We start from the raw sequence: 11,511 nt of genomic DNA on the forward strand, positions 1-11,511 counted from the left end.
GATGCGCGCGGCCTCCTTCGTGCCGCCGAGCATGACGCCGGCCCCCTGGCCGCCGCTGGCGCCGCTGCGGTTGGCGAGCATGGTGCGCAGCGTTTCGACCGCCTCCGGCGTGATCGGGCCGAGCCGGGCGACGCGATGCAGAATCTCGGGCTGCGCCGCATCGGGCAGCAATTCGAGCACCTGGCCGGCGACGTCCTGGTCGAGGTTGGCGATGACGACGGCGGCGATCTGCGGATGCTCCTTCTCGATCATCGCCGCGATCTCGGCCGCGTCCATCCAGTCGAGCAGTTCGAGCTGGCATTGCGCGTCGGGCGGCGTGATCCGCGCCAGCACGCTGTCGGCCTTTTCGGGGCCGAGCGCCCTGGTCATCATCGTCTCGATGATCGGCTTGGGATCGAAGCCGATCGCGGTGCGCTCGCGCGCCTTGCCGACGAAATCGTCGAGCACCATCTCGACCTCGGGCTCACCGACGTCGGCGACCGCGAACATCGCCTTGCCGAGCTGGCGAACCTCTTCGGGATCGAGCTTCTGGAGAATGGCCGCGGCCTCCTCCTCGCCAACCAGCATCATCAGCACGGCGGCGCGTTCGACGCCCGAATAGGCGCGGAAATTGGCGGGAGCGTTCATCAGCGGGCGTCCGATTTGATCATGTCACGCACCGCCAGTGCGGCACGCGTCGGGTTGTCGCGGGTGAAGCCCCGCACCATCCCGATCCGTTCGTCGAAATTCTGCGCGCTTTCGAGCGCGTCGATGCTGACCGGCTGGCCGCCCGGGCCGCTGCCCATGCCGGGCGCCGCGCCGCCGAGCGCCGGGTTGACGCCGAACTTGGAGGCGAGGTCGTTGCCCAGCGCCGCGCGACCGGCATCGTCGCGCTTCTTGAGCAACGCCTTGGTCAGCGGACGAACCCCCAGCATCAGCACCAGGAGCGCGATGACGATCGCGGTCGCGTTGCGCAGCACCATCGCCAGCCAGCCGCTTTCGTACCAGGGTTGGCCGCCGCCGAGATCGGGCGTCGCGGCGAAGCGCCGGCTGATCACGGTGACCTGGTCGCCGCGCGCCGCATTGGCGCCGACCGCGGAATTCACGAGCTGGGTGATCTGCTGCATCTCGACCGGCGAGCGCGGCTTCGAGCCCTCGACGTCGCGCAGCACGACCGCGACCGAAAGGCGGCGCAGCGATCCCGGTGCGTTGCGGGTGACCGAGACTTCGCGGCCGAGATCATAGGCACGGGCGTAGGAGTCGGTCGCCTTGTTGGTATCGGGCATGACCGGGGATGCCGCCGTCGCGCCGGCCGCGGCAGGCGTCGCCGCCGTTCCGGCCGCCGGAGCGGAGCCAGCCGCGGGCGTCGGAGCAGGCGTCGGGGTCGCGACCGTGGTCGGCGGCGGCGGCGTATTCGACAGCGCGCCGGGAATGCCGCCGGGTGCCTGGGCGTTGACCCCGGGCGCGTCCTTGTTGGTCCAATTGCCCTGCTCCGCACGCAGCGACCCGGCCTTGTCATAGCTCTCGCGCGTCGAACTGGTGTCGTCGAGATTGACGTCGGCGGTCACCTCGGCGGTGAAATTGCCGGCACCGACCAGCGGCGTCAGCAACTGGTTCAGCTGTTCGCGATATTTCTGCTCGACCTGGCGCTGATAGCGGACCGTGGCGTCGTCGCCATTGCCACCCGCACCGGGCTTGGACAGCAGCGACCCCATCTGGTCGACGATGGTGACGTCGTCGGGCTTCATTCCCGGCACCGACGAGGCGACGAGATTGACGATCGACGCGACCTGCGCGTCGCTGAGCGCGCGGCCGGCCTGCAGCTTGACGATGACGCTGGCCGAGGGCGCGGCATTGTCGCGGACGAACACGGTGTTCTCGGGGACCGCCAGATGCACGCGTGCCTCGGCGACCGCATCGATATCCTCGATCGAGCGCGCCAGTTCGGTTTCGCGCGCCTGGCGCAGGCGTTCGCCTTCGACCGCGCGGGAAACGCCCATCGGCAGATTGTCGAGGATCGCGTACCCACCCGGCGCCGCCTTGGGCAGGCCCTGGCCGGCGAGCAGCATCCGCGCCTTCGAATAATCGTCCTCGTTGACGGTCAGTGCGTCGGTCGCCTCGTCGATCCGGCCGGTGATGCCGCCGGTCTTGAGCGCGGCCATGACCTGCGCCTTGTCGGCATCGGGCAGACCGGTGAACAGGGTCTTCTGCGTCGGCGTCGACAGCATGAACCAGGCGAGGGCGGCGGACGCGATGAGGCCGACCATGAAGATCATCGGCAGGCTGCGCTTGATCGCGGGCTGGCCGATCATCCCCTGAATCTGCTTCAGCGGGTTGGCGAAACGCTCGGCGGCGAGCGGCGGGGTTTGAGTGAGTTCGTTGCTCATGGCCTATCTCACACCGGCATGCTCATGATGTCCTTGTAGGCGGACAAGAGCTTGTTCCTGACTTGCAAGGTCGCTTCGAAGCTGACCGACGCCTCCTGGCGGGCCAGCATCACCTTGGCGATGTCGATCGTCTCGCCGCGCTCGTACGAGGCGGAGATGTCGGCGGCACGGTTCTGGCTGTCGTTGACGCTGTTGAGCGCCTGCGTCAGCGAGTCCGAAAAGCTGGCGGGACCCGCCGGCTGGACGCTCCCGGTCGCGCCGGTGGCATTGGCCGCATTGGCCGCATTGGCCCGCGCCAGCGCCGCATTGCGTTCGAGGATCTGCGCGCGCAGCGCCATCACCCGGTCGACGCCCATCGCGCCGCCGACACCGTTGATCCCGCTCATGCCCACATCCTCGTGATGTCCTCACCCAGCTCGCGCGCCTTGGCGAGGCGATAGCGAAGGGTGCGTTCGGAAATGCCGAGCCGCCGCGCGGTCTCGCTCCGACTGCCCCCGCAGGCGGCGAGCGTCTCGCGGATCGCCTGGAATTCGCTGAACTGGACGACGTTGGCGAGCGTGTCGGCGGAGCGCGCCGGGACCGGGTCGGCCCGCGGCTCGACGCGACGATCGAACACGATGTGATTGGCGCCGATCACGTCGCCCGCGGCGAACAGCAGCGCGCGCTGGATGACGTTCTCGAGCTCGCGGACGTTGCCTGGCCAGTCGTGCGCCATCAGCACGTCGATCGCGCCCTGGTCGGGCCAGGGGACCGACTGGCGCGTGCCGGCATGGCGCAGGATCATCGCGGCGGCGAGCGCCGGAATGTCCTGCGGCCGGTCGGCAAGCGCGCGGGTCGTCAGTGGGAAGACCGACAGGCGGTAATAAAGGTCGGCGCGGAACCGCCCCGCCGCCACGTCCTCCGGCAGGTCGCGCTTGGCGCAGGCGATGATGCGGACGTCGACCGCGACCGGGGTCGAGGCGCCGATCGGAATGACTTCGCGCTCCTGCAACGCGCGGAGCAGCTTGGCCTGGAGCTGGAGCGGCATCTCGGCGATCTCGTCGAGCAGCAGGGTCCCGCCGTCGGCGGCGCGGAAGAAGCCTTCGCCGGCGGCGTTGGCGCCGGTGAACGAGCCCTTCTGATGGCCGAACAGCAGCGCCTCGAGCATGCTTTCAGGGAGCGCTGCGCAATTGATCGCGACGAACGGCTTGTCGCGGCGATGCGACTTCTGATGGATCGTGCGCGCGAGGACTTCCTTGCCGGTCCCGGTCGGGCCGTTGATCAGCACGGTGATATCGGAGCCGGCGACGCGCTCGGCCAAGGCGAACAGCGCCAGGCTTTCGGGATCGGCGGCGGTCGGCGCTTCGGGGCCGGCGGCATAAGCATAAGCGAAAGCCGATCCGATCGCATTGTCGGCGGGACCGAACGACAGCCGGGCGGGTGCGCCGCCCGATACGCGCTGGAACCCGCGCCCCTCGGTGGAGATCACCAGGGTGCGTTCCGCGATCGGCGCGGTTTCGCCGTCCATCACCAGGAAGACGTCATTCGCCTGCGGGCGGGCATCGCCTTCCGCGACGCCCAGGCCCTGTGCCCGGAGCGACGAGACCAAGGCATATTTTTGCCGGACCACCGAGGCGGATGGAAAGATCGAACGCATTTAGCCCCCCTTCGTTGAAAGGGGACATGCCCGGCATATGGTAAACGAGGCGTAAACCATCCGGCAACGCCGGCAAAAATTTACCGCGTGGCTACCCAGGATGGAAAGGACCGGCAAAAGGCCGGCAAATTTTTGCCTAAAGCCCGGCAAATCATTGCCGTTCTCTGGCTCAGACGGCTCGGCCCCTCGCACAATTCGGGGGAGAGGCGGGGATCGTCGGAGCAAGTGGAGACGAACATGACTGTTATCGGAAGCAACGTTTCGGCGCTTCGTGCGACGAATGCCTCGAACCAGGCGAACCTGGCCCTGTCCACCGCGATGAACCGCCTGTCGACCGGCAAGCGCATCAACTCGGCCAAGGACGACGCCGCCGGCCTCGCCATCTCGGCCTCGATGACTGCCCAGATCAAGGGCATGAACCAGGGCATCCGCAACGCCAATGACGGCATCTCGATGGCGCAGACCGGTGAAGGCGCGCTCGACGAGGTCAACAACATGCTGCAGCGTATGCGTGAGCTCGCGGTGCAGTCGGCCAACGGCACCTATTCGACCACCGACAAGGCGAACATCACGTCCGAGCAGGACGCGCTGGCCGCGCAGATCGGCTCGATCGTCAGCAACACCGCGTTCAACGGCAAGAACCTGTTCTCGACCGCGTCGAACAGCGTCTCGGTCCAGGCCGGCGCCAACACGGCGGACGCGATTTCGGTGAGCTTCACCGAACTCGACGCCAGCTCGACCAAGCTGTCGGCGGTGGTGGACTTCACCAACAGCAAGATGAAGACCGGCCTGACGCTGCAGAACTTCGACGACGCGATCAACGAAGTGTCGACGACCCGCGCCGGCCTCGGTGCCTCGCAGAACCGTCTGCAGTCGGCGGTCAACAACCTGACCAACAACGCGACCAACCTGACCGATGCGCAGAGCCGCATCCAGGACGCCGACTTCTCGACGGAATCGACCAACCTGGCGAAGGCCCAGATCCTGGCCCAGGCCTCGACCTCGATGCTGGCCCAGGCCAACCAGACCCAGCAGGGCGTGCTCAAGCTGCTCGGCTAACGAAGGGGATCCTGCCCGGTCCCATCCCCCCGAGGGGCTGGGCAGGACAGGCTTCCAGTGAAGCGTACCGGAAGATCCCGGCGGCCGATCCGCCGCCGGGATTTTCATGGTGACGAAAAAATTTACTTAAACGGTCGCGAAAGCGGTCGTTCGTTGCGTTCGACGGCTCGACCTTCTGCCTTGGGGGTGGCGGGGAGCGTCAGCAACGGAGACCAACATGACCGTTATCGGTAGTAACATCTCGGCGCTTCGCGCGCAGAACGCGTCGACCAAGGCGAACGACGCCTTGTCGAACGCCATGAACCGCCTGTCGACCGGCATGCGGATCAACTCGGCCAAGGACGATGCCGCCGGCCTGGCCATCTCGGCCTCGATGACCGCACAGATTCGCGGCATGAACCAGGGCGTGCGCAACGCCAACGACGGCATCTCGATGGCGCAGACCGCCGAAGGCGCGCTCGACGAAGTCACCAACATGCTGCAGCGCATGCGCGAACTCGCGGTGCAGTCGGCCAACGGCACCTATTCGGCCAGCGACCTCGCCAACATCACGGCCGAGCAGGACGCGCTGGGCGCGCAGATCAGCTCGATCGTCGCCAACACCACCTATAACGGCAAGAACCTGTTCGCCACCGCGTCCAACACGGTCACGATCCAGGCCGGCGCCAATTCGAGCGACACCGTCCAGATGTCGTTCACCCAGCTCAACGCCGGCACGACCAAGCTGTCGGCGGTGGTCGACTTCACCGCCAACAAGATGAAGACCGGCCTGACCCTGTCGGCGTTCGACGATGCGATCAACGAAGTGTCGACGACCCGCGCGGGCCTCGGCGCCGCGCAGAACCGTCTGCAGTCGGCGGTCAACAACCTGACCAACAACGCGACCAACCTGACCGATGCGCGCAGCCGCATTCAGGACGCCGACTTCTCGGCTGAATCGACCAATCTCGCCAAGGCGCAGATCCTGAGCCAGGCCTCGACCGCAATGCTGGCCCAGGCCAACCAGAGCTCGCAGGGCGTGCTCAAGCTTCTGGGCGGCTGAGGCGCGTAAGCGCCAAGGGCGTCCGGCCTCGGCACCACCCCCCTTCACGAAAGGGTGTCGGGGCCGACCAACGAACCCCGGTGGTCCGTCGGACTACCGGGGTTTTCGCCGTTTCGCCGCTTAAGCCGGACGCCTGCCGGTCGTTATTGATGACAGAGCGTCGCGGCATGCGGCGCACCGATTTTCGGGACCATCGACCGTCACGTCCGCCACGGCGGCGCGGCCGGATGATTGCTCGAATAGGGGCGCCGGCATACCCCCAGATGATGCCGGTGCCTTGCGGGCGAACCCCGGCGGCTTTCGAGCCGTCGGGGTTTTCGCTTTCCGGCGTGGGCTACGATTTCGGCTCGGGGGCGGGAATTGGTTCACGCGGAGGCGCGAAGACGCGAAGAGAAGTAATTGGTTCGCGCAGAGGCGCAGAGAACGCGGAGATTCCATGGAGCTTCGCATAGCGAAGCTCCGCGTTGCCTCGTCGATCCTGCGCTCTGCGCCCTCCGCGCCTCCGCGCGAACGAAAATCTTTGCGCCTTCGCGCCTTTGCGTGAACCTTCTTATGTTTTCCCGCGCCGACCGTCGCCTAGAGCCCGAACAACCGATCGAACGACGCCGTACCGCGCTGGCTGAATTCGATCACCCTGCCCTCGCCTCGCCGCGCCCAGCCTTCGTCGAGTGCGCGGCTCAGGATTTGCGCGCCCAGGGCGCCGCCGAGATGATGCCGGCGCTCGCTCCAGTCGAGGCAGGTGCGGCAGAACGGGCGTCGCCCGTCGCCTTTGACGAAACCGCGCTCGGCCAGCCAGGCGCGGCCGGCATCGGTCAGGCCGTGATCGACCATCAGCCCGTGCTCGCCGAGCCGGCTCGCCACCGCCACCGCGCGGGCGCCGGCGAGATGGTCGTAGCACACCCGCGCCTCGCGCATCGCGGGGTCGCGCGGCCCCGTCCGTACGCGCACCGCGCCGGTGCGCTGGGCGAGTTCCATCAGCGCCTCGAGCGCGCCGGCGACGTCGGGGCCCGACAGCCGGAGATAACGATGCCGCCCCTGCTTCTCGGCCGACAACAGCCCGGCCGTCTCCATCCGCGCGATATGGCCGCTCGCGGTCGGCAGGGTGATGCCGGCGACGCCGGCCAATTCGCTCACCGTCAGCGCCCGGCCGTCCATCAGCGCGGTCAGCATGTTGGTCCGCGCGGGATCGCCGATCAGCGCCGCGATCTCCGCGATATAGGGTCCTTCGCTCATGGTTCGACCTGTACCGAAGCATCGCCGCGGCCGGAATCGCTAAAGTGACGCGACACTTTGGAGACGACCGAATGATCACCTGCTTCATCCGCTACGACATCGAGCCCTGGGGCCGCGACGCGTTCGTCGACTATGCCCGCGCCTGGGGGCGGGCGATCCCCGAATGCGGCGCCGACCTGATCGGCTATTTCGCGCCGCACGAGGGATCGGCAACGACCGCTTATGGCGTCTATAACGTTGCCAGCCTGGCCGATTACGAAGCGTATCGCGCGCGGTTGCGCGACCATCCGCTGGGTCGCGAGAATTTCGCCTTCGCGCACGAACGGCGCTTCATCCGGCGCGAGGATCGGCTGTTCCTGGCCAGGGTCGATCGATGATCGCGGTGATCTTCGAGGTCGAGCCCGCCGATGGCCGCCGCACGGCCTATCTCGACATCGCGGCGCGGCTGAAGCCCGAGCTAGAGGTGATCGACGGTTTCCTGTCGGTCGAGCGGTTCGAGAGCCTGGCCACCCCCGGCAAGATCCTGTCGCTCAGCTTCTTCCGGGACGAGGCTGCGGTGGCCGCGTGGCGCAATACGGAGGATCATCGCCGCGCCCAGGCGGCGGGACGCGGCGGCGTGTTCGCCGACTATCGGCTGCGCGTGGCGGAAGTACTGCGCGATTACGGGCTGAGGGCGCGCGACGAGGCGCCCGACGACAGCCGCGCCGCGCATCGCGCCTAAGGCGCTGCCGAACGAGCGGGATCGCCCGCCGGTCAGGACATCGCGCCAGCGCGAGAACCTCGAACGGCTGGTCCGGCGCGATTGCGTCGTGAACCGCTCCGGCCCGCCGCGCGAGCAATTGGGAAACGGACCCTGGCCCCCCGGGTCACGCCGCCAGCCGTGCCGCCTCCCTTGCACGTCGCGCGATCGGCCGGAACACGATCGTCAGCACCATGTTGCCGCCGTCGCGATTGGCGGGCGGCGGCACCAGGGTGAAGGCGGTTTCCGCCAGGCAATGGAACAGGTCGCCGGCGGGATTGTCCATTCCGTCATGGACCAGTTGCGCCGGCGTGCCGCGGCGGCCGGCGTCGGCCAGGCTCTCGACGGTGAAGAAGCGCGCGTCCTCGATCTGCACCCAGTCATAGGCGCGGCCCCATTGCACACCGGCCATCTTGCCGGCGCCGATCGGAATGTTGGCGGCGAAGAATCCGTCCTGGGTGGGATAGGCGGGAACGTCGACCACGATCTGCCCGCGATCGTCGGCCAGCATCACCGGCAGCGGGATCGGCTCGCCCTGGATGTCGCCGCCGGTCAGCTCGAGCCCGAAACGGCGCATCGCGAACAGCGCCATGTTGAGCGCGATGCCGCCACGGCGCAATTCGCCCGGCAGGAAGATGCGCATCGCTTCGTCGAGATGGAACAGCCCGCTGCGGCGCAGCCCCCTCTCGGCGGCGTCGGCGTCGAGCAGTTCGACCCGCTCGCGCGTGCCGAGATTGACGTCGTGCTCGAACGCCGACAGCGCGGCGACCTCTGCATTGGTGGGAAAGAACAGCAGCCGCGTCAGCGCCGCGGCGGCGGCGACGCGCCGGGCGTCCGGCGTGTCGGACGCGGCATGGGGGCCGGTCCAGCCGGCCGTCGCTTGAGCGAAGGCGAGACAGCCGGCCTGTGCGGCGTTACGCCCGGCGACCTGGCGCTTGCCGGTGTCGCGGCCGGCGCGGATCGGGCGGCCATCGGGCTTGTAGTCCATCACCGAGCCCTGATCGACGGTGCACAATTGCTCGATCACGGCGATCGAATCGCACAGCGCGTTGAGGATCTGGTGATCGTAATGCCGCGCGTCGAGATAGCCGGCCTTGTCGAGACCGGTCGCGGCGCGCTCGCGCAGCAGCAGATAGCGGCCGGCGACCTTCAATCCCATCCGCGCGACCAGCATCGGCGCCAGCTGGTTCTGGACCGAGCCGTTATAGCCGAGATCGGCCAGGATCACCGTGTCGCCCGGCTCGACCCCGACGCGCGTCAGATGCGCGATCAGCCGGTCGGCGAAGCGCCGCGAACGCGTCACCACGCGATCGAGCACGGCGTCGGTCGACAGCGCGGCGATGACGTCGCGATCGGCCATCTTCTGCCGCGGCGCGATCTTCGCCACTTCGTCGTTCGAATGGAGCAATTGCCGCGCGACCACGTCGTTGCGCGCGATATCGAGCTGGCTGCTGAGCCAGGCGCGGACGGCGTCGCGGTCGATGAAGCTCGCCGCCGTCGAGGTGAAGCGGCTGATCTCGACCTGGGCCGAACCGGCGTCGGGAAACAGGGTGCGGTGCACCTGTGCCGGCAAATGACCGTCGCGCAGCAGGAACAGCAGATGCGGCGCCTTGCCGTCGCGCTCGGCGATCGTCGCGACCTCGTCGGCCAGCCAGCGGCAATAGCCGGTCAGCAGCGGACCGAGCACGTCATGGCCCAGCGCATGAGCGTCATCGCTCTCGCCGCGCAGCGACACCAGCGCGCGGTGCGGCTGGAAAGCGGGCACCGTGACGCGCACCGCCGGATCGATCATCGCGCTGACCGATCCTTCGAGCCGCAGCCGCGCGCGCGCCTGATCGTCGAACTGGACGAGATGCGCGCAGGGAATGCCGAGTGCGCTGGGCGCGACCTGGTCGGCGATTTCGTTGTCGCCGAGGTGGAAGATCGCGGTCGGCGCGCAGCCGAGCGCATCGAGCACCGGCTCGAACAGCCCGCCGCCCTTGCCGACGCCGTAAGCCGAGGACGCGAAGATGCGGTCGATCCGCCCCGCCGTCTCTTCCCCGCACGCCGCGGCGATCAGCGCGCGCAGCTCGTCCTCATCGAGATAGGTGTCGCTGACGATGATGACCTGCAGCCCGCGCGCCTTGGCGGCGGCGATCAGGTCCATGACCGGGCGAAAGCCGAAGCAATGGCGGTGCTCGGCGGCGATCTCCTCGGCGACCGACGCGGCGACGTCGCCGCCGGGACGCAATTCGCGATGGATGTCGGCGATCCCGACCTCGCTGCCGCCGTCGGCGACGCGGCGACCGTTGCGCGCCAGCGTCTCGGCCGCGCGCCGCACGGGAATCGCGCCGCCCGGCGTCGTCAATTCGGCGAAGACGTCGGCCGGGCTCGCGCAATTGCGCCAGACCAGCGTGTCGAAACAGTCGAGCGAGAGAATGCGCACGCCGGGCGGGATCGAGTCCAGCAAGGTCGCCAGCTCGCTCGTCCTGATCGCCATCGTCATCGCGTACTTCCCCCGGGTGCAGTCGCGGACCTTGTTTCAGGATGTGGTTAGTTTTGGGTTAACTATGGTGCAGGCTACCGCGACGGTGCGACGCAGCCCATCCTCGTCCAAGGGCACGACGATGACATGGATGTGGTTGGGCATCAGGCAATAGGCCCAGATCTCGGCACCCGCCCGATGGGCGGCCCCGGCCAGGAGATCGCGATAGAGGACGTAGTCGCCGTCCTCGAAGAAGGTCTGCTGACACCAGGCAACGTCCATGACATGCGCGTCGCCAAGGCCTGCATCGCAGCCATGCCGCCGTCTGCCGAACTCGTCGCCGACAAAGGCTATGACAGCAACGACTTGCGCGCCTGGCTCGCCGAACGGGGCACCACCGCGGTTATCCCGCCCAGCGACATCGCAGGGTCAAGCTCGACTGCGATCCCGTCATCTACAAACAGCGCAACGTCATCGAGCGCATGTTCTGCCGCTTCAAGGACTGGCGCCGTGTCGCCATGCGCTTCGATCGAAACGTTAAAACCTTCATGGCCATCGCCATCGCCGCCACCGTCATATGGTGGTTATGAGTCCGGACCCTAAATGCACTAAACTCAACCTTCGGCCCGCGCTTTCTCGGTGCTAGCACGCGGCCGGTGATCTTCTCGATGTCTTCGACCCACGCCCGCCTGCCGATCGGTCGACCCCGGCCATGATGCCGGTGTAGCGCGGGCCGGCCCCTAGCGGCGGCCAACTGACTCCAATTTGGTGCTTTTATTAAACTGTCACCGTAATTCCGCAGAGCAAAGGGGTTATTGCACGTGTCACCGCAATGCGTAATGCGTGACGCACCTCACCCTAATTCCGGTATTAATAAGTCATCAAAGTCGTCATCCCATTCTTCAATATTGTTAAATGCTCTTATTGCACGCTCAAGCCTGACGGGAGAGTAGGAAGATTTAAGAAAAAACC

Annotated in this window: 11 protein-coding genes and 1 pseudogene; 5 read left to right on the forward strand and 7 right to left on the reverse strand. The window is 67.3% G+C overall.

Annotation, left to right across the window (positions count from 1 at the left end; translation table 11 throughout):
* The 4 genes and pseudogenes from ACTHJR_RS05305 to ACTHJR_RS05320 all read right to left on the reverse strand — a co-directional run.
* Positions 1 to 627, reverse strand: a pseudogene (locus ACTHJR_RS05305) (flagellar motor switch protein FliG); the annotation flags it as partial.
* Entirely contained in the window at positions 627 to 2,366 is a 1,740-nt protein-coding gene (gene fliF / locus ACTHJR_RS05310; RefSeq protein WP_440522083.1) for a flagellar basal-body MS-ring/collar protein FliF, read from the reverse strand. The pseudogene ACTHJR_RS05305 and the gene fliF, both read right to left, overlap by 1 nt.
* An 8-nt stretch (positions 2,367 to 2,374) precedes the next feature.
* On the reverse strand, positions 2,375 to 2,752 hold the full coding sequence (gene fliE, locus ACTHJR_RS05315; protein WP_440522084.1) for a flagellar hook-basal body complex protein FliE: 378 nt from the start codon (positions 2,750 to 2,752) through the stop codon (positions 2,375 to 2,377).
* A complete protein-coding gene (locus ACTHJR_RS05320; RefSeq protein ID WP_440522085.1) occupies positions 2,749 to 4,002 on the reverse strand; it encodes a sigma-54 interaction domain-containing protein in 1,254 nt (417 codons plus the stop codon). Before ACTHJR_RS05320 ends, fliE begins: the two co-directional genes overlap by 4 nt.
* 237 nt (positions 4,003 to 4,239) lie before the next feature.
* On the opposite strand from ACTHJR_RS05320, the gene ACTHJR_RS05325 reads away from it, so the two are divergent.
* Positions 4,240 to 5,061: a flagellin N-terminal helical domain-containing protein gene (locus tag ACTHJR_RS05325; RefSeq protein WP_440522086.1), complete on the forward strand. Its 822-nt coding sequence runs from the start codon at positions 4,240 to 4,242 to the stop codon at positions 5,059 to 5,061.
* 217 nt (positions 5,062 to 5,278) lie between these two features.
* On the forward strand, positions 5,279 to 6,103 hold the full coding sequence (locus ACTHJR_RS05330; protein WP_440522087.1) for a flagellin N-terminal helical domain-containing protein: 825 nt from the start codon (positions 5,279 to 5,281) through the stop codon (positions 6,101 to 6,103).
* Between the two features lie 576 nt (positions 6,104 to 6,679).
* On the opposite strand, the gene ACTHJR_RS05335 is transcribed toward ACTHJR_RS05330, so the two are convergent.
* A complete protein-coding gene (locus ACTHJR_RS05335; RefSeq protein WP_440522088.1) occupies positions 6,680 to 7,336 on the reverse strand; it encodes an ArsR/SmtB family transcription factor in 657 nt (218 codons plus the stop codon).
* A gap of 71 nt (positions 7,337 to 7,407) precedes the next feature.
* Here ACTHJR_RS05335 and ACTHJR_RS05340 point away from each other — a divergent pair, with 71 nt between their 5' ends.
* Together ACTHJR_RS05340 and ACTHJR_RS05345 are read left to right on the forward strand one after the other, a co-directional pair.
* Positions 7,408 to 7,713 carry an NIPSNAP family protein gene (locus ACTHJR_RS05340; RefSeq protein ID WP_440522089.1) on the forward strand — a complete coding sequence of 102 codons (306 nt, stop codon included), beginning with the start codon at positions 7,408 to 7,410 and terminating at the stop codon, positions 7,711 to 7,713.
* Positions 7,710 to 8,057 (forward strand): antibiotic biosynthesis monooxygenase family protein, encoded by a 348-nt coding sequence (locus ACTHJR_RS05345; protein WP_440522090.1) that lies wholly within the window; start codon positions 7,710 to 7,712, stop codon positions 8,055 to 8,057. Before ACTHJR_RS05340 ends, ACTHJR_RS05345 begins: the two co-directional genes overlap by 4 nt.
* Before the next feature lie 145 nt (positions 8,058 to 8,202).
* On the opposite strand, the gene ACTHJR_RS05350 is transcribed toward ACTHJR_RS05345, so the two are convergent.
* Together ACTHJR_RS05350 and ACTHJR_RS05355 are read right to left on the reverse strand one after the other, a co-directional pair.
* Positions 8,203 to 10,560 (reverse strand): HAD family hydrolase, encoded by a 2,358-nt coding sequence (locus ACTHJR_RS05350; protein ID WP_440522091.1) that lies wholly within the window; start codon positions 10,558 to 10,560, stop codon positions 8,203 to 8,205.
* 36 nt (positions 10,561 to 10,596) lie between these two features.
* Complete coding sequence (locus ACTHJR_RS05355) at positions 10,597 to 10,821, reverse strand: hypothetical protein (protein WP_440522092.1); 225 nt, start codon at positions 10,819 to 10,821, stop codon at positions 10,597 to 10,599.
* 92 nt (positions 10,822 to 10,913) lie between these two features.
* Here ACTHJR_RS05355 and ACTHJR_RS05360 point away from each other — a divergent pair, with 92 nt between their 5' ends.
* Entirely contained in the window at positions 10,914 to 11,129 is a 216-nt protein-coding gene (locus ACTHJR_RS05360; RefSeq protein WP_440522093.1) for a transposase, read from the forward strand.
* Positions 11,130 to 11,511 lie beyond the last annotated feature (382 nt).

This window comes from Sphingomonas sp. (assembly GCF_051962185.1).
In the GTDB taxonomy this organism is placed as follows: domain Bacteria; phylum Pseudomonadota; class Alphaproteobacteria; order Sphingomonadales; family Sphingomonadaceae; genus Sphingomonas.